The organism is Methylocapsa sp. S129 (genome assembly GCF_009765995.1).
Lineage (GTDB): Bacteria > Pseudomonadota > Alphaproteobacteria > Rhizobiales > Beijerinckiaceae > Roseiarcus.
In genome coordinates this window covers 38,007-56,130 of record NZ_LMUI01000016.1, presented here as the reverse complement: position 1 = coordinate 56,130, position 18,124 = coordinate 38,007, and the positions used below count along the sequence as shown (strand labels likewise).

16 protein-coding genes are annotated in these 18,124 nt (G+C 63.2%); 11 read left to right on the top strand and 5 right to left on the bottom strand.

From position 1 onward, the window contains the following. Nucleotides 1–13 precede the first annotated feature (13 nt). The 10 genes from GSQ90_RS09540 to GSQ90_RS09495 all read left to right on the top strand — a co-directional run bounded on the left by GSQ90_RS09540 (nucleotide 14) and on the right by GSQ90_RS09495 (nucleotide 12,252). Complete coding sequence (locus tag GSQ90_RS09540) at nucleotides 14–2,335, top strand: penicillin acylase family protein (RefSeq protein WP_158814604.1); 2,322 nt, start codon at nucleotides 14–16, stop codon at nucleotides 2,333–2,335. Nucleotides 2,336–2,341: 6 nt separating this feature from the next. Continuing rightward, nucleotides 2,342–3,109, top strand: coding sequence for a GntR family transcriptional regulator (locus GSQ90_RS09535; protein ID WP_158814603.1), 768 nt, complete (start codon nucleotides 2,342–2,344; stop codon nucleotides 3,107–3,109). Nucleotides 3,110–3,190: 81 nt separating this feature from the next. Next, the gene (locus tag GSQ90_RS09530; RefSeq protein ID WP_158814602.1) at nucleotides 3,191–4,417 is read left to right on the top strand and encodes an aspartate aminotransferase family protein; all 1,227 of its coding nucleotides are present in this window, start codon (nucleotides 3,191–3,193) and stop codon (nucleotides 4,415–4,417) included. Nucleotides 4,418–4,528: 111 nt separating this feature from the next. Beyond that, on the top strand, nucleotides 4,529–6,094 hold the full coding sequence (locus tag GSQ90_RS09525) for an ABC transporter substrate-binding protein (protein WP_158814601.1): 1,566 nt from the start codon (nucleotides 4,529–4,531) through the stop codon (nucleotides 6,092–6,094). A 102-nt stretch (nucleotides 6,095–6,196) separates the two neighbouring features. Further along, a complete protein-coding gene (locus GSQ90_RS09520) occupies nucleotides 6,197–7,141 on the top strand; it encodes an ABC transporter permease (protein WP_158814600.1) in 945 nt (314 codons plus the stop codon). Next, nucleotides 7,134–8,018 carry an ABC transporter permease gene (locus GSQ90_RS09515; RefSeq protein WP_158814599.1) on the top strand — a complete coding sequence of 295 codons (885 nt, stop codon included), beginning with the start codon at nucleotides 7,134–7,136 and terminating at the stop codon, nucleotides 8,016–8,018. Before GSQ90_RS09520 ends, GSQ90_RS09515 begins: the two co-directional genes overlap by 8 nt. Before the next feature lies 1 nt (nucleotide 8,019). Next, nucleotides 8,020–9,006 carry an ABC transporter ATP-binding protein gene (locus tag GSQ90_RS09510; protein WP_158814598.1) on the top strand — a complete coding sequence of 329 codons (987 nt, stop codon included), beginning with the start codon at nucleotides 8,020–8,022 and terminating at the stop codon, nucleotides 9,004–9,006. Further along, on the top strand, nucleotides 9,006–9,977 hold the full coding sequence (locus tag GSQ90_RS09505) for an ABC transporter ATP-binding protein (protein ID WP_158814597.1): 972 nt from the start codon (nucleotides 9,006–9,008) through the stop codon (nucleotides 9,975–9,977). Before GSQ90_RS09510 ends, GSQ90_RS09505 begins: the two co-directional genes overlap by 1 nt. 43 nt (nucleotides 9,978–10,020) lie before the next feature. Next, entirely contained in the window at nucleotides 10,021–11,460 is a 1,440-nt protein-coding gene (locus GSQ90_RS09500; protein WP_158814596.1) for an amidase, read from the top strand. Between the two features lie 96 nt (nucleotides 11,461–11,556). Continuing rightward, nucleotides 11,557–12,252 (top strand): RraA family protein, encoded by a 696-nt coding sequence (locus GSQ90_RS09495; protein WP_158814595.1) that lies wholly within the window; start codon nucleotides 11,557–11,559, stop codon nucleotides 12,250–12,252. Between the two features lie 59 nt (nucleotides 12,253–12,311). Here GSQ90_RS09495 and GSQ90_RS09490 read toward each other — a convergent pair whose 3' ends face one another. Next, nucleotides 12,312–13,727 carry an MATE family efflux transporter gene (locus tag GSQ90_RS09490; protein ID WP_246731500.1) on the bottom strand — a complete coding sequence of 472 codons (1,416 nt, stop codon included), beginning with the start codon at nucleotides 13,725–13,727 and terminating at the stop codon, nucleotides 12,312–12,314. A 113-nt stretch (nucleotides 13,728–13,840) separates the two neighbouring features. Here GSQ90_RS09490 and GSQ90_RS09485 point away from each other — a divergent pair, with 113 nt between their 5' ends. Then, nucleotides 13,841–14,824, top strand: coding sequence for a nucleoside hydrolase (locus GSQ90_RS09485; RefSeq protein ID WP_158814594.1), 984 nt, complete (start codon nucleotides 13,841–13,843; stop codon nucleotides 14,822–14,824). A gap of 8 nt (nucleotides 14,825–14,832) precedes the next feature. On the opposite strand, the gene GSQ90_RS09480 is transcribed toward GSQ90_RS09485, so the two are convergent. From GSQ90_RS09480 to ssuD, 4 genes are all read right to left on the bottom strand, one after another. Further along, complete coding sequence (locus GSQ90_RS09480) at nucleotides 14,833–15,513, bottom strand: D-lyxose/D-mannose family sugar isomerase (protein WP_158814593.1); 681 nt, start codon at nucleotides 15,511–15,513, stop codon at nucleotides 14,833–14,835. 32 nt (nucleotides 15,514–15,545) lie between these two features. Then, nucleotides 15,546–16,082: an inorganic diphosphatase gene (gene ppa, locus GSQ90_RS09475; protein WP_158814592.1), complete on the bottom strand. Its 537-nt coding sequence runs from the start codon at nucleotides 16,080–16,082 to the stop codon at nucleotides 15,546–15,548. 115 nt (nucleotides 16,083–16,197) lie between these two features. Continuing rightward, complete coding sequence (locus GSQ90_RS09470; protein ID WP_158814591.1) at nucleotides 16,198–16,704, bottom strand: GNAT family N-acetyltransferase; 507 nt, start codon at nucleotides 16,702–16,704, stop codon at nucleotides 16,198–16,200. 214 nt (nucleotides 16,705–16,918) lie between these two features. Next, nucleotides 16,919–18,115 carry an FMNH2-dependent alkanesulfonate monooxygenase gene (gene ssuD, locus GSQ90_RS09465; RefSeq protein ID WP_158814590.1) on the bottom strand — a complete coding sequence of 399 codons (1,197 nt, stop codon included), beginning with the start codon at nucleotides 18,113–18,115 and terminating at the stop codon, nucleotides 16,919–16,921. Between the last annotated feature and the right edge of the window lie 9 nt (nucleotides 18,116–18,124).

Here is an 18,124-nt window from a genome sequence, read left to right as displayed (position 1 = left end):
AGGAACGACTTTCATGACTGCAAAGGCAGCGTCCGCAACGCCCAATTTTCGCAACGAAACGGGCGAATCGCCGGGCGCCGATATATGGCGCGACGCCTGGGGCATCCCGCACATCAAAGCGCGCTCCCGATCGGACGCCTTCGCGGCGCTCGGCTTTGTCCATGCGCGGGACAGGCTTTGGCAGATGGAGGCGTTGCTTCGCCGGGGCACCGGACATTATGCCGAATGGGTCGGCAAAGTGGCGGTTAGCGGCGATATCCTGGCGCGGCAGGTGAACACCGCCGGCGCCTCGCAACGAGATTTCGCCGCTCTGGGAGCGGAAGCCCGCGCGATGCTGGAATCCTACGCGCGCGGCGTCAACGGCTTCATCGCAACCGGCTATCGTCCCGTCGAATATCGGTTGCTCAACGTCGAGCCGATCGCGTGGCTTCCCTGGCACTCGATCGCGGTGATGAGGCAAATCGGATTTCTGATGGGTTCGGTCTGGTGGAAGCTGTGGCGCGCCTCCTCTTTGCCAATCGTCGGGGCGGAGGGAATCGCCAAGCTGCGCTTCGAAGACGGGGGAAACGAACTTCTGTGCCTACCTCCAGGCCTTGAGACAGGGCCCTATCGCGCGGCGCTCGAAGATCTGCGTCCGGGAATTGAAGCCTTGCTCGATATCGCGGCCCCCGATGTCACCGGCGGCGGCAGCAACAACTGGGCGTTAAGCCCCGACCGCACCGCGACGGGGCGTCCGCTGCTCGCCGGCGACCCGCATCGCGTGTTGGAAATGCCCAATATGTACGCGCAGATCCATCTGGCCTGCGACGAATTCGATGCGATCGGCCTGACCGTTCCCGGCGTGCCAGGTTTCCCCCATTTCGCCCATAACGGGTCAGTCGCCTGGTGCGTCACCCACGCTTTCGTGGATATTCACGACCTCTATGTCGAGCGCTTTTCCGACGATGCGCAGACGTGCCTGTTCAAGGGTCAATGGGAGCCGGTTCAACGGCGTCGCGAACACATCGCCGTCAAAGGCGAAACCGATGTCGGGGTCGAGGTTGTGGAGACGCGGCATGGCCCGATCATCGCCGGCGATCCGAGCAAGGGCTCGGCGCTGGCGCTCCGTTCGATGCAGTTTGCGGAGACCGACCGGTCCTTCGATTGCCTGATTCCGATGTTGCGGGCGAAGACGGTCGAAACGCTCTACGAGGCGACGCGCGAATGGGGTTTGATCGACCATAATCTCGTCACAGGGGACTCGGCCGGCAAGATCGGCTATCGCGTCCGCGCCAAGGTGCCGCGGCGGCCCCGTTCGAACGGATGGCTGCCAGTCCCCGGCTGGACTGGAGAGCACGAATGGGACGGAATTATTGATTGGAGCCGCATGCCGACCGCCATCAATCCGCCTGGCGGCGCAATCGTCACCGCGAACAACCGCGTCGCCGCCGAGGGCGACGATTATCTCTGCACCGATGCGATGCCGCCCCACCGCGCACGGCGCATTTGGCGGCGCCTGGCGGCGCAGGCGTCCGCTTCGGTCGACGACATGGCGGCGATCCACCGCGATCTCGAGACGATTCCGGGTCAGGAAATGCGCGAGCGTCTTCGCGCGGTGACGGTGAGCGAACCGGCCGCTGCGGCTTTGCATCGCGCCATTCTGGATTGGGATGGGCTTATGACGGCGGCCTCGAAAGGCGCGACCGCTTACAATGCCGTGCGCCTGGCGTTGACGAAGCTGGTCGCCGACCGCAGCGGCCTACGCGCCGCGATGGAGAGCCCCTATGCCCAGGTGCCCCCGGGCACGAACGCCGAGAATCAATTGTGGTGGGCGGTTCCAGGGCTTTTGCGCAACGACGATCGTTCGCTGCTCGGCGGGGCGTCATGGGAAGAGCTCTTGCAATTGGCGCTCGCGCAAGCCGCCGCGACGCCGCTGGAGGATTGGGGCGTCGCGCATTTGCCGCGTCTCGTTCATCCGCTATCCGGTACCTTTCCTGACGAAGCGGCCAGGCTCGATCGGGTCTCAGCGCCCGTCGGCGGCGACAATGATACGGTTTTCGCCACGGGGTGCGCCGGAAGCATTGGCTCTCGGGCGGTATATGGCTCATTGTCCCGCTATGTCTTCGATGTCGGCGCTTGGGAGAATTGCCGCTGGATCGTCTTTCACGGCGCCTCTGGCGAACCGGGCAATTCCTCGCATATGAACCAGAACGCGACCTGGGCCGCCGGCGAGATGGTTCCCATGCTTTACGATTGGGCGAAGATTGCGACGGATGCGTCCTCGCGTCAGCGTCTGTTCTTCGGGGATGGGGGCGTGTATGCCTCGGGGCCTGAAGAGGCGCTTGCACAGGGATAGATATCGATGCTGGGCGGACTGAAAGTCAGCAATCGCGAAAATTTCACGTCGCGCGTCTACACCCAGCTCCGGGAAGCTTTGATGGCTGGACGCTTCTGGCCGGGGCAACGGCTGCGGATCGGCGAGATGGCTTTGGCGATGGGCGTCAGCCAGACCCCGGTTCGCGAAGCGATCATGCAGCTCGTTCGCGAAGGAGGGCTGGAGATCCGGTCCAGCCAGGCGATCACCGTCGCCAATCTCTCGCTGTCCCGCTACAAAGAGCTGCGCGAGGTGCGCTTGCTGCTGGAAGGCCTCGCCACCGAGAAAGCGACCCCATTGATAACGTCGAGCGATCTCGTGCGGCTTGAGCAAACGCATCGGGAATTGATCGCGGCGGAGAAGAGTGGCGATTTCGAGGCCGCGACGCTGACCAATTTTCACTTTCATTTTCTGATCTATCGCGCTTCGCAGATGAGCGATCTCGTGTCGATTCTGGAGAGCGTTTGGTTGCGCAACGGTCCGTTGCTCAAATTCCTCTATCCCTACGCGCCCCCGACCTATCCCGGCGCGCATCAGCATCTCACCCTGATCGAGGCGCTGCGTCGTCGCGACCCCGCGGCCGCCCGCCAGGCGGTTCAGGACGACATGATCGAAGGCGGCGCTGGCCTTGTCGCGCTAATGGGCAAGATGGAAACCGGCGAAGTTGCGCTCGTCGATGCGCCCGATGGCGGCATGCATTTGAGCTTTCGCACTCCACAGAAGCGCAAGGCGGCGGTGCGCGAGACACAGGGGTGAGGGCCATGCGCGTCGCCCAATCCTCAGGCTTGACGGATATATCATATATTGTAAGCTGAGGAAAACTAAAAGGGCTGCGCGATGAATGTCCATACAGAGACGCCAGACCAGAAGCTTCGGGCGCGCGCACGGCGCGTCATTCCCGGCGGCATGTTCGGCCACATGCGCAGCGAGGGGTTGCCGGCGGGCTATCCGCAATTTTTCGAACGCGGCGAAGGATGCCATCTTTGGGACGTCGATGGCCGGCGTTATGTCGACTTCATGTGCAGTTGGGGCCCGATCGTCTTGGGCCACAAACATCCGGCGGTAACGGAGGCGGTGCAGCGCCAAATGGCGGCAGGCGACTGCCTCAACGGGCCGTCCGAGCGTATGGTGGAGTTGGCCGAGCGTCTTGTCGACCTCATCCCGCACGCCGACTGGGCGATGTTCTCGAAGAACGGAACCGACGCCACGACCACCTGCGTGACCCTGGCGCGCGCCGCGACCGGGCGCCGCAAGATATTGGCGGCGCGAGGCGCCTATCACGGCGCGGTTCCCTGGTGCTCGCCCCATCCGCTCGGCGTGACGGCGGAGGATCGCGCGCATCTGCTGACGTTCACTTACAACGACATTGCGAGCCTTGAAGCGGCGGTCGCAAGCGCGGGCGACGATCTTGCCGGCGTGATCGTTTCGGCGTTCCGGCATGACTATGGTTTTGATCAGGAACTGCCGGACGCGGCCTTCGCAAAACGCGCGCGCGAACTCTGCGACGCCAAGGGCGCGGCGCTAATCCTGGATGACGTCCGCGCCGGCTTTCGGCTCACCTTGCGCGGAAGCTGGGATCTGGTCGGGGTGCAGCCGGACCTCAGCGCCTGGAGCAAGGCGATCGCCAACGGCTACGCCCTGGCGGCGGTGACGGGCAATGACCGGTTCCGCGATGCGGCCTCACGCATATTCGTCACGGGCTCATTCTGGTGCAGCGCCGTGTCGATGGCCGCCGCGGTGGCGACGCTCGACGTGCTTGAAAGCATCGACGGACCGCGCCAGATGCGCGAAATGGGGTTGCGTCTTCGCAAGGGCATCGCGGCGCAGGCTAAGGCCGCCGGAATCGGCATACGCCAAAGCGGACCGCCGCAGATGCCGACGCTTCTCTTCGACGACGACGCGGATTTCGCCAAAGGCGAGCGTTTCACGCTGGAGGCGTTGAAGCGCGGCGTCTACCTGCATCCGCGCCACAATATGTTTCTGTCAACGGCGCATACTACGGCGGATATCGACTTTGCGTTGGAAGCGACCAAGGCCGCTTTCGACGCCATGAGCGCGACGTAAGTTGCTGGCACGATTTTTGTATTCATATATGATATACTTCTATGGACGCCAGGCGTGGGCAATAGGCCGCTAACGCCCTCGTCATAAACGCTGAAGCCGGAGGGGACCTAAATGGCCACTTTAGGACGACGGGATTTCTCTCGAGGAGCGTTGGCGATCGGCGCGCTGGCGTGGCTACCGATGAACTCTGGATCGGCGCTCGCGCAAGCCAAGAAGGGCGGCGCCCTGGCTTACGCAACCGTCTCCGGCCCGGGCACGCTCGATCCGCATGTTTCGTCGAGTCTGGTCGAACTGGAAGTCATTCATAACGTCTTCGAGGGGCTGGTTGCGCTCGATGGCCAGAACGCGACAAAACCGATGCTCGCCGCCAAGGCGACCCCTTCGGCCGACTCGAAGGCCTATACGTTTGAGCTCCGGCGCGGCGTCAAATTCCACAATGGCGACGAACTCACTTCGGCCGATGTCCAGGCGTCGCTTGAGCGCTATCAGCGCGTCAGTCCCAATGCGAGCGCGCTGGCGGATGTCGAGCGATACGAGGCCCCTGATCCCTATACGCTCATCATCCATCTCAAGGTCCCCAATTACGTTCTGCTGGATGCGATGAAGGGGCCGATCTTTCCCTTCATGATCCTGCCAGCGTCGCAAAAGGATAAGCCGGCGCGCAGCGTTGACGTGATCGGAACAGGCCCGTTCTCGCTGGGCGAATGGGTGAAGGACAGCCATCTCGTCATCAAGCGCTTCGACGGCTACGCGCCCGATATGAGTTCGCCCGGGCGCGACGGCTATGCCGGCCGAAAGACCGCCTATCTCGATTCCGTGCTTTATCGTTTCATTCCAGAGGCGACGACGCGCATCGCGGCGCTGCAGACGGGCGAAGTGCAACTGGCGTCGACCATCCCGACCGAGTTGCGCGCACAGGTCGAACAACGCCCGGAGCTGGCCATTCGCGAGGTGTTTCCCCTCGGCGGCAGCTACATCATCGTCAATTCCCAGCACGGGCCGACCGCCAACGTGCTGATCCGCCGGGCCATCGGCGCCGCGATCGACATTAACGAGATCATCGATGCGACGGGCGGCATCAACAAGCCCAACCCCTGGATGTCGTTTCCCGGCACGCCTTACTATTTGGGCGATGCCGCGCCGACGCCTTGGTACGACGTGAAGAGCGCCGACAAAGCCAAAGAACTGCTGAAGCAGGCCGGTTATAACAACGAAAAAATCATCATCGAGACCAATAGCAATTACCAGTGGATGCGCACGACCATGCTGGTCGTCGCCGAACAACTCAAGCAAGCCGGGATGAACGTCGACGTGCAGGTCGTCGACTGGACGACCAACGCCGCCCATATGCAGCAGGGAAGCGGCGACTGGAATCTGTCGACGACGCTATTCGGCCCCGAACATATTTTAGGGCCCTCGCCATGGCGGCCGCTGATCTACGCATTTTCAAGCATCAAAGGCGACGATGCGCTCGACGCCGCTTACAAGGAGTTCTTCGCCGGAGCCGATCTCGAAAAGCGGCGCGCGGCCTGGCTGAAGATCCAGCAGATCGTGCTGGGCGACGCGCATATGATCAAGATCGCGGATTCTGGCCGCCTGAGCGGTTATGCAAAGAAGCTGAAGGCGCAATCCGACTATGCCGGCATCCTGCAACTCTGGGATATTTACCTGGAATAGACGGACGATTTCGGCGTGAAGGCAAGAGCGGTTTCCTAGAGTTCTGATCTTCGCCGAAAGATTTGCGAACCGCGGCGACGACAACGGAAGAGCGAGGCGCTCATGGCGCGGCTGATCGCGCTTAGGATTCTGCAGGCGGCGCCGGTGATCGTCATTGTGTCGATCCTGGCTTTTCTGTTGATCAATCTGCTGCCGGGCGATCCGGCCGTGGTGATCGCCGGCGATCAGGCCTCTCCAGAAGCCATTGAAGCCGTCCGCCATAATCTCGGGCTCGACCGGCCGCTCATCGAGCAATTAGGCATCTGGTTCGTCCACCTGGCGCACGGCAATTTCGGCGCATCGCTGGTGCTGAACCAGAGCGTTCTTTCCGCGATGGGCGAGCGTCTGCCGGTGACATTGTCATTGGCCGGACTATCGATCGCCATCACGCTGCCGATCGGGATCTTCGCGGGCGCAATCGCAGCTTATTATCGCCAGACCTGGATCGACTCGTTCGTCATGACGGTCGCCCTTATCGGCGTCTCGGTCCCGGCGTTCTGGATCGCCATTCTTTCGGTGATTCTGTTCAGCGTGATTCTGCGGTGGTTTCCGACCAGCGGATACGTGGAATTCTCTCACGATCCCGGGCTTTGGCTGCGGTCGCTGGTTCTGCCGGCGGTCATGCTGTCTCTCTTCCAGATCGGCTTTCTCGCGCGCATGACCCGTTCGGCGATGCTTGACGTGCTGAGCCAGGATTTCATCCGAACCGCCCGATCCAAGGGCCTGAGCGAATGGACGACGGTTGGCAAGCATGCCTTCCGCAACGCCCTGATCCTGATCATTACGGCGATCGGCATTTTGCTTTCGACCGCGATCGGGGGGTCCGTGGTGATCGAGCAAGTCTTCGCCTTGCCCGGCGTCGGCCGTTTGGTGGTGCAAGGCATATTGGCGCGCGATTATCCCCTGGTGCAGGGCGTGATGCTGATCTACGGCTTCGCCTTTGTCGCAATCAATCTGGCTGTCGACCTGCTTTACACATTCGCGGATCCGCGGGTGCGATATGACTGACATCGCGGCGGGTTCGATTTCAGGATCGCTTGCGCCACGCCGGCGATTTGTGCTGCTGCGCCGGCTGGCGGGACACCGCTCCTTTCAGGTCGGCCTGATTCTTGTCGCGCTGCTGACTCTGGCGGCGATCTTCGCGCCCGTCATCACGGGCGTCGATCCGTCGAGCATGAAAGTACGGTTTCGCTTCAAGCCGCCTTCCGAAGCTTTTCCGTTCGGGACCGACAATTTCGGCCGCGATATTTTCACGCGCGTTCTCTATGGGGCGCGCGTTTCGCTTTGGATCGGTCTCGCCGTCGCCGCCATGTCGGGACTGTTTGGCGCGGTCATTGGCATTCTCGCAGCGCAGTTTCGCCGGCTCGATGCGATTCTGATGCGCGTGATGGACGCGCTGATGTCGTTCCCCGCCATCTTGCTGGCGCTGGGCGTCACGGCGGCGTTGGGGCCGCGTATGGAGAGCGTCATCATCGCGCTCACCGTCGCCTATGTGCCGGCGGGCGTGCGCATCGTGCGCGCCTCCGCCCTGGTCGTGCGGGAACTCGACTATGTGGAGGCCGCGCGCATTGCCGGCGCGTCCAACATCCGGATCATGGTCCGCCATATCCTGCCCAACAGCATCAGTCCGCTGATCGTGCATGTCACCTTCGTCTTCGCTTACGCCATTCTGGCGGAAGCCGCGCTCAGCTTCCTGGGCGTCGGCGTCCAGCCGCCGACGCCCAGTTGGGGCAATATCATCGCGGAAGGGAGAGACTATGCGACAGAGGCGTGGTGGGTGATGCTGTTTCCGGGCCTCGGGATCAGTCTGGCTGCGCTCGGGCTCAATCTGCTGGGGGACGGCCTGCGCGATATCTTGGATCCGCGCCTGAAAGGACGGGGCTGACATGGCCTCTCCGCTGGTTTCGATTGACGACCTGACCGTGCAATTTCGCACCGATCGCGGTTGGGCCAACGCCGTCGAAGGCGTTTCTTTCGATATTGCGGAAGGCGAATGCGTGGGCGTGGTTGGCGAATCGGGCAGCGGCAAGAGCGTCACGGCGCTTTCGATCCTGCGGCTGCACGCGCGCGGCGCCGCAAGATATTCGACAGGCGCCATCTCCTATGCCGGCCGCGATCTGCTGCAGGCGTCCGAGCGCGACCTGCGCCGCATTCGCGGACGCGACATCGCCATGGTGTTCCAGGATCCGATGTCGTCGCTCAATCCGGTCCTAACGATCTGCGACCAGATCTCTGAATCCTTGCGCCTGCATCAGGGCATGTCGCGCGCCGCGGCGCGCAAGAAAGCTATCGAATTGCTTGACCTCGTGCGCATCCCGGACGCGGCGCGGCGCGTTGACGAATATCCGCACCGGTTGTCGGGAGGGATGCGCCAACGCGTGATGATCGCCATCGCCATCGCCTGCCGCCCGCGTCTGTTGATCGCCGATGAACCGACAACCGCGCTCGACGTAACGATCCAGGCGCAAATCCTCGAACTGCTGCGCGACTTGCGCGCCGAACTCGGGATGGCCGTGATGTTGATCTCGCACGATCTCGGCGTGATCGCAGAATTCGCCCGACGCGTCATCGTGATGTACGCGGGCCGCATCGTCGAGGATGCGCCGGTCGATGTTCTCTTCCAGTCGCCGCGCCATCCCTATACGGAAGGCCTGATGGCCTCCATGCCGGCGCTGGACGGAGGCGCCGCGCGGCTCTACGCCATACCCGGCCGCATTCCCGATCCAGACGAAACAATTGATGGCTGTCGCTTCGGTCCGCGCTGCGCGCATTCCGAGCCGATTTGCCGCACAGCGCCGCCGCGGCTGATTGCGATCGCCGACGGGCATCGCCTGCGCTGCACGCCCCGCACCCGCGCCGCGGACTTAACCTGATGGCTGACGACGCTCTCGTCGAAGTGCGCGATCTCGATATGGCCTTCAACGTCGGCAAGGCGCGTGCGCGGCGGACCACGCTGCAGGTTCTACGCAAGCTGTCGTTCGATGTCGGCCGCGGCGAGACGCTGGGCCTGGTCGGCGAATCGGGCTCCGGCAAATCCACTGCCGGACGCATCCTAGTCGGGCTGTTCGAGCCGACGGGAGGTTCGGTCAAACTGTTCGGCCGCACGATCACGGGACCCGAGCGCAAGGCGAATCTCGCCGCCGTGCGATCGCGCGTCCAATTCGTGTTCCAGGACCCGCATGCGGCGCTCAATCCGCGCATGCGCGTGGGCGATTCCATCGCCGAGCCGATCGACATCGCCGGCGCGCATACGCGTCGCGACAGGAGCCATCGCGTCAAAGAACTACTTGAGATGGTCGGCCTGCCCCGCGACGCCGCTGAGCGGTTTCCGCATGAATTTTCCGGCGGCCAGCGGCAGCGGATCGTCATCGCCCGCGCGCTCGCGCTCGAGCCCGGCTTCATCGTCTGCGACGAACCCGTATCGGCGCTCGACGTCTCGATGCAGGCGCAGGTCGTCAATCTGTTGATGGACCTGCAAACGAAATTCGGGATCGGCTACCTCTTCATCGCCCACGATCTTGCGGTGGTCCGCGCCGTCGCCCAACGCGTCGCCGTCATCTACGCCGGTTCGATCGTCGAGATAGCTTCGAAGGACGCGCTCTACGAGCAGCCACAGCACCCCTATACGCAGGCGCTGCTTGACGCCGTTCCCCGCCCTGATCCCGCACGGGTGAGAGGCCCGGTGATCGGCGGCGAAGTTCCCAGCCTGCTCGCGCCGCCGCCGGGCTGCCGATTTCATACGCGATGCCCTCACGCCATGCCGCGCTGCCAGGTCGAAGAGCCCAGGCTTCGCGAGACGGCGCCCGGCCGCCAAACCGCCTGTCACCTCTACGAAACCCTCTAAGCCGCCCTCTTCCAACTTTTCCAACCTGCAAGGCTGCTCAATCATGGCGAATACTGACCTTCTCTTCATGCCGGCGATTACCGCTGCCGCCCTAATCCGCCGCAAGAAGCTATCGCCCGTCGAATATATGGATACGGTTCTGGCGGCCGTCGAGCGTCTGCAACCCAAACTCAATTGCTTCGTGACGGTGACGGCCGATCATGCGCGCGAAGGCGCGAAAGCCGCGGAGCAGGCGGTCATGTCAGGGCAAAAGCTCGGCCCGCTGCATGGCGTTCCCGTCAGCATCAAGGACCTGATTCCGACCAAGGGCGTTCGCACCACTTTCGGGTCGATCGCTTTCACCGACAATGTCCCCGACCGCGACGATATCCTGGTCACCCGGCTGCGCGCGGCCGGCGCCATCATGATCGGCAAAACGACGACGCCCGAATTCGGCATCAAAGGTCAAACCGACGCGCCGATCTTCGGCACGACGCGCAACCCCTGGAATCTCGAACGCACGCCGGGAGGCTCAAGCGGCGGCGCGGCAGCCGCCGTCGCCTCGGGTCTCGGCCCGATCGGCCTTGGCAGCGATGGCGCGGGATCGACGCGCATCCCCGCGGCGTGCTGCGGCCTTGTCGGCCTCAAAGGCACGACAGGAGCCGTGCCCTATCAAGAAGCGCGCGATGCGTTCGGCAATGTCGTCGCAGCGGGCCCGCTGACGCGAACGGTGGCCGATGCCGCGATCATGCAGGCGGCGATGGCGGGCGCCGACCCGATGGACCCCTGGACCGTGAATGCGGCTCCATTAGGCCAGATTTCACCCGCGCTCTTGTCGCAAAATCTGTCCGGCCTGCGCATCGGCTATCTCAGCCGCGCCGCCAACAAGGCTGTTTCAGCCGATGTCGTGAAAAACACGAAAGATTCTCTTGGCGCACTGAACGATCTGGGCGCCGATGTCGAAGAAGTGATCGCTGAAGTCGATTGGATATCAGACGACCAGCGGGTGCTGTATCTCTGCTCCATCGCCAATAATCTGGGTGCAGTGGTTGAGCGTTTCGGCGACCAGACCGACCACGTTTTGCGGGCCTATGTCGCCGCGGGCAAGAAATACGACATCGCCGCTTACATCAAGGCGATCGCGGCGCGCACGCGTTTGTTTCGCGCCGTCCAGGGCCTGTTCGAGACATACGATTTCCTGGTCTCGCCGACATTGACCCGCACCGCGCTCGCCGCCGATTTCAATGGCGCCTCGGGCGTTGTGGAGATCGACGGCGAAGGGATCGGGCCTGCGCAGCCGCACCTGACCGGATTCGTCTATCCCTTCAACCTCACCGGCCATCCCGCCCTTTCCGTTCCATCGGGCTGGGCGCAGGACGGCTTGCCGACGAGCGTCCAGATTATCGGCCCTCGTCATAGCGACGGCGACATCCTGCGGCTCGGCGCCCTGTTGGAGCAGGCGCGTCCATGGGCCGACCGCAGGCCATCGATCGCGACGACGTGATCGTCGCGGCTGGTTCTGCGTGGCGGCCAGAGCGGCGATGCGATATTCCTTAAGTCAGCTCTTCCCCGGCCTCGCTTTTTTCGGCAGGAATTTCTCATGACGACAAGGCATTTCACCGCTGCGGATCTCGAAATTCTCAAGCGCTGGGATACGCCAACGATCTGCAATGGGCTCGAACTCGTGGCGCCCGAACGGCGCGCCATCGGCTTTACCGTCGAGCCGATGATCGCCGTCGATCGCAAGCTGCCGCCGATCGTCGGCGTGGCGCGGACCGGCCTCATCCGCGCGAAAGAGAAGCCGCGCGGACCAATCCCGTCGCGCGAGGATTGGTACGACTATGTCGCCGCCGCCGATCTACCCACGATCGCGGTGCTGCAGGACATCGACGATCGTCCGGGCTACGGCGCGTTCTGGGGCGAAGTCCAGTCCACCGTCCATTGGGGACTGGGCGTATTGGGCTGCGTCACCAATGGATCGTTCCGCGACCTCGATATGATCGCCGCCGGCTTTCAGATCATCGGCGGCCGCATCGGCCCGAGCCACGCTCATGTGCATATGGTCCAGATGCGCTGCGAGGTGAATGTCTTCGGCATGCTCGCCAGGGATGACGATGTGATCCACGCCGATTTCCATGGCGCCGTCATCATTCCCGCAGAAGCAGTAAAGAAGCTGCCCGATGCGATAGAGCTTGTTGCGCGTCGCGAAAAGGCGATCCTGGATGTGGCCCGCGCCCCAGGCTTCACCAGCGCCAAGATGCGGGAGGCGCTGAAACGGGCCGGCGAAATTCATTAAGGCCGCGTCGGAGCGGGTCAGGATTCTATTTTAGACTATCGAGGCGCCGTCTTCCCGGCTCACGAGACCGCCTCCTTGAAGAATCCCGCCTTCTCCCGCAAGCGCCATCGCACCAGAAGCAGGACTGAGACGCAGGCGAGACCGCAAGCCAGTCCGATCCACAGTCCCACACCCGCCAGCGATGTTTCGAAGGCGAGCAGCGCGCCGACCGGCAGGCCGATGCCCCAATAGCCGAATAGAGCGATGAGCATCGGCGCGCGCGCATCATGCACGCCGCGCAGCATGCCTGCCGCCACCGCCTGCGCGCCGTCGAATATCTGGAACAAAGCCGCGACGCGCAGAAAGGCGCCTGCGCGTTCGACGGTTTCGGCATTGGCCGGCGCGTCGACATCAATGAAGCCCGACAACAGGAATTTTGGAAACAGCAGCATCGTCGAGGCGGATAGAACCATGAAACCAAGGCCGATCGTCAGCGCTGTCCAGCCCGAACGCGACACGTTCACGCGATCGCACGCGCCGAAGGCATGGCCGACCCGCACCGTCGCCGCCTGGCTGAGGCCCAGCGGAATCATGAAGGCCAATGAGACGATCTGAAAGACCACCGCATGGGCTTCGAGCGCCGCCGCGCCGATCAGACCCATGAGGAACACCGACGCAGCGAAGATCGTGATCTCGAATGTGATGGTCAGACCGATCGGCGCTCCGAGCCGCCACAATTGCCCAAGCTTGCGCCAGTCGATCCGCCAGACACTGCTGAACAGCCTGTAGCGCGCCAGGTGCGGATCGATGAAGGCGTAAGAGATGAGCACCAGCAGCATGAAGCATTGCGACAAGAACGTGGCGAGGCCCGAACCGAATATGCCGAGTGCCGGGAGGCCGAGCTTGCCGAAAATCAGCAGGTAATTGGCGGCTGCATTGACGCCAACCGCCAGCACGCCGGCAAGCAGCGTCGGGCCGGTTCGATTGAGCGCAGAGAAAACCGAACGCGCTGCGAAGAACAGAAAGGCGGGCGCCAGCGCCCATTGCAAGCCGTGCAGATAGATCGCCGCTTGCGCGGCGAGATCCGGCTCCTGGCCAAATGCGATCAGAATGCTTTGCGCATTCCACAGCAACGCCCACATCGGCAAAGCCACGGCGATCGCGCTGATGAACGCTTGATGAGCCGCGAGGCGCGGCCCGGCGACATCATCGGCATTGGCGCCGACAAGGCTGGCGACGATCGGCGCGGCGGCGCCAATCAGCCCGATCCCAAACAGCAGCAGAGGCAGGAACAGATTGTAACCGAGCGCGCCAGCGGCAAGCGCCTTGGGCGACAGCCAGCCCAGCATCATCAGATCGGTCGTCGTCATCGCGCTTTGTGCGACATTGGCGACAATGAGCGGCCAGCTCAACGCCAGCATCGCGGCGGCTTCGCGCGCGAACCACGGGCGCGAAGACGCTGCGCGGGTATTGTCAGTTTCGACGGTTTGAAGCATTGACCCATTCCACAGGTTGGGCCACGACAAAAGCGAGCTTCGTCCGCCAGAAGGCCTTGATAAGACATTCCCGCCCGTCAGCCAAATCGACGTTTCCCACCCAGAGGTTTCCGATGCCCGACGCCAAAACCCTTCTCATCCTCGATGTCGACACCGGCATCGACGATGCGCTTGGCCTGCTCTACGCCTGCGCCGCGCCGCAGGCGACGATCCTCGGCGTCTCGACGGTCGCGGGCAATGTCGATCTCACGCGCGCGACGCGCAACACACGCGCCGTTCTGGCGCTGGCGGGGCGCCCCGAGATTCCGGTCTGGCCAGGCTGCGCGCGCCCGATCATGCGGGAGCCGGAGGATGCGAGCGAAATTCATGGCGGCTCGGGGCTCGGCAATGCGATTCTGCCCGAACCGGCCGTCGCGGCGAATGCCGGCAACGCGATCGACGAAATCGTCGCGGCGGCCAAAGCTCATGCTGGCGAGATCGTCCTCATCGCCACCGGCCCGCTCACCAATGTCGCGGTGGCGCTGATGCGCGAACCCGAATTGCCTAAACTGTTGAAGCGCCTAGTGCTGATGGGCGGCGCTTTCAAGGAGGGCGGCAACACCACGCCGGCGGCGGAGTTCAACATCTGGCATGATCCGGAGGCGGCGCGCATCGTCTTTCAAAGCTTCGGCGGCGAGGGCTCCGCGCCGCTTGTCGCAGTCGGCCTCGACGTCACGCGCCAGACCCTGCTCCTGCCGGAACATTTGAGGGATCTTGCGCGCCGCTGCGAAGGCGCGGCTCACGCCCCCGCCCTTCTGCAATTTCTCCAGGATTCAACGAGGCATTATTTCGAGCGCGTCGAAAAACGCGAGGGCCGCCGCTATTTCGTCATGCACGATCCGCTCGCCATCGCGGCGGCGATCGATCCGACGCTGATCGACACCGCGGCCGTCGCGGTCGATGTCGAAACCACGGGAACGCTGGCCAATGGCATGACGCTCGCCGACTGGCGCGGCGTCTGGCGGCGCAAGCCCAATGCGCAAGTGGCGGTCGGCGTGCGGGCGGAGCGGATGATCGAGGATTTCATCGCCGCGATGGAGAGATTGGCGCGGCGGTAGATTCCACCTCAAACAAACTTCGCGTGATCGCGCACTGTGACGTAACGCATCGGCGCGTCCTCTTCGATTCGAGCAAAGGGCGCGAGCGGCGGCAGGAAATAATTATCGGTCGCATCGTCGTTGACGAGCGATATTTCGCCAGCGAGGACCGCGCCGCCCTCGGCCCAGAAGGAATGGGCGACAAAGGGTTCGAGCGTCAGGCTTTCGCCGGGCTCCAGCGAAACGCGCGCGCCCGGCGCCAAATCGAGCATTTCAGCATCTTTCAGCACTTTGAAATGTTCATCGAGCCGAACGCCTTGCGCGTCGACCTTGAACAATTCGACGACGAATCGCGCGCCGCCGCGGTTCAAAATGTCTTCGGTCTTGACGATGTGGAAGTGATGCGGCGCGCGCTGTCCGTCTTCCGCCATCATCGCCTTTTCGGCATAAAGCCGGCCGCCGCCCGTGGCGAGGCCGCGCCAATCGCCCATGCGCGTCGTGAAGAGCGTGAGGCCTTGTTCGCGATAGGCGCCGGGTGCGAATTCCACGACATTCCAGCCGAGCCCCGCCGCGTTGATGCGCTGAGCCGACACGGGTTGGGCGCGATAGCGCGCCTCGTCCCATAGTGCGAAAGGGGGCAGCTTGAAGCTGTGGCGATCGCATAAAGCCAGCATCGCGTCGATGCGGGCGTCGATGAAGGAGCGGCGCATCAGGCGGCCTCGGACAATTTCGACATCAGCCGCTATTTCGCCTTGGCTTTGGCGCGTTCGATCCCCGCCAGAACAAGCGAATGCGCTTCGGCTGCGTCGCCCCAGCGCGTGATCTTGACCCATTTGTTGGGCTCCAGATCCTTGTAATGGGCGAAGAAATGCTCGATCTGCTTGAGTGTGATTTCGGGCAGATCGACATAATTCTCGATTTTCGCATAACGCTGCGTGAGTTTGGCGGAAGGCACGGCGAGAAGCTTTTCGTCGCCGCCCGCCTCGTCCTCCATCAGCAACACGCCGACGATCTTGCAGCTCATAATGGCCCCGGGAATGATCGCGCGCGTATTGGCCACGATCACGTCGCAGGGGTCGCCATCGTCCGACAGCGTATGGGGGATGAAGCCGTAATTGCCGGGGTAGCGCATCGACGTATAGAGAAACCGGTCGACGACGAGCGCGCCGATCTTCTTGTCCATCTCATATTTGATCGGCTCGCCGCCGATCGGCACTTCGATGACGACATTGACTTCGTAAGGCGGGTTCTTGCCGATCGAAACGGCGTCAACGTTCATGGCCGGGCTCCCGGGAAGGCGAAAACGGACTGATTAGGCCTCAAATCGCCGCAAAGACAATTGTGGCGCGGCGGCGGGCTTACGAACAAGCCGAGCCTTGCGGTCCTTTCATCCGTCATTCGAAGCCGAAGGCGACGCGCTCGCGCGTTTCCTGGCCGAATTTTTCATGGGCGCGCCGCACGACGCGCCCGCCCAAACGGCTGTAGAACCCCAGGGCGCGATCATTGTCGGCCAAGGCCCAGACCAGAAACGACCGATAGCCGTGATCGGCGAGATCCTTTTGCGCGGCCTCGAACATACGCCGCCCAAAGCCGCCGCCCTGATATTCAGGCGCCAGATAAAGCTCAAAGATTTCACCGCTATAGGTCAAGGCGGGCACGCGATTGCGGCCATAGCTGACATAGCCGGCGAGCTTGTCGCCGAAGTCGAGAACCAGCAGCCTTGAGCCGCGCGCGATCGCATTGCGCCACCACATCGGCCCGCGCCGGGCGATCATACGCTCCAGCTCGCGGCCGGGAATGACGCCCTGGTAGGCGTCGCGCCAGGCGGCGTCATGCACGTCCGCGATGCTGACTTCATCGCCGTCGCGAGCCGTTCGGATGGATATGAGCGTGTCGACCATGGACCTGATGTTATGTCCGCCCGAGGCCTGACGGCAAGGTCTTGACAGAGACGAATCTGAACAATTCTCCGAGCGGCCGACACGGCGCCCGGTTTCGCCTGCAAGACCGGAGATCGCCAGCCGCCAGAATTAACCTATTATTTTGTAGAACAGGAATCGCCGGAGCGATCGTTGGCCGGCGCGAAACCTTGCGTTCGCGCGCTATCGGCCAGCGCTAGCTCGCGCTCACCGCCCGGCGGTGCGACGGCGCCTCGATATTGGCGATGACTTCGCCGAACGGGCCGCCGTGGCGCGCGGGCCCGAGATTTGAGCCGGTTGTCGCCTTCAGCGGCAGTTTTGGGAAAACCAGTTCGGCGAAGCGATAGCATTCTTCGAGGTGGGGGTAGCCCGAAAGAATGAAGCGGTCGATGCCGAGCTTCATATATTCTTTCATGCGTTCGGCCACTTCATCGGGATTGCCGACCAAAGCCGTGCCGGCGCCGCCGCGCACCAAGCCGACGCCGGCCCAAAGATTGGGGCTGACTTCGAGCTTGTCGCGCCGCCCGCCGTGCAGGGCGGCCATGCGCTTTTGTCCGACCGAGTCGAAATTGGCGAAGGACTTTTGGGCCTTCTCGATCGCCGCGTCGTCGAGCTTCGAAATCAGGCTGTCGGCGGCGCGCCACGCTTCGGCGGAGGTTTCGCGCACGATCACATGGAGGCGGATGCCAAACGAGAGCGTTCTGCCGCGCTCGGCCGCCATCGCGCGCGCCTTGGCGATCTTCTGCGCGACATCGTTGGGCGGTTCGCCCCAGGTCAGATAGACGTCGACATGTTCGGCGGCGACGCGATTGCCGGCATCGGACGAACCGCCGAAATAGAGCGGCGGATGCGGCTTCTGCACCGGCGGATAGATCAGCTTGCCCTTTTCGATATGAATGTGCTTGCCGTCGTAGGAGACTTCCTCGCCCGCCAGCAATTTGCGATAAACGGTGAGAAATTCGTCGGTCACTTCATAGCGTTCGTTGTGATCGGTGAAGACGCCGTCGCCGCGCAACTCGCCCGGATCGCCGCCGGTGACGACATTGATCAGCAATCGTCCTTCCGAGAGACGGTCCAGCGTCGCGGTCATCCGCGCGGCGACGGTCGGCGTCTGCAGGCCGGGCCGCACGGCGACCAGAAAGCGCAAACGCTGGGTCAGCGGGACCATCGCCGAGGCGACGACCCAGGAATCCTCGCAGGATTTGCCGGTCGGCAAAAGCACGCCGAAATAGCCGAGTTCATCGGCGGCGCGCGCGATCTGGCCGAGATAGTTCAGATTGACATGCCGGGCGTTGACGTCGCTGCCCAGATACCGGCCGTCGCCATGGGTCGGCAGGAACCACAGCACGTCGGTTTGCGCCGCGGGCGGCGGCAGATCGTTGGCGTTGGCCATTGGGATTCC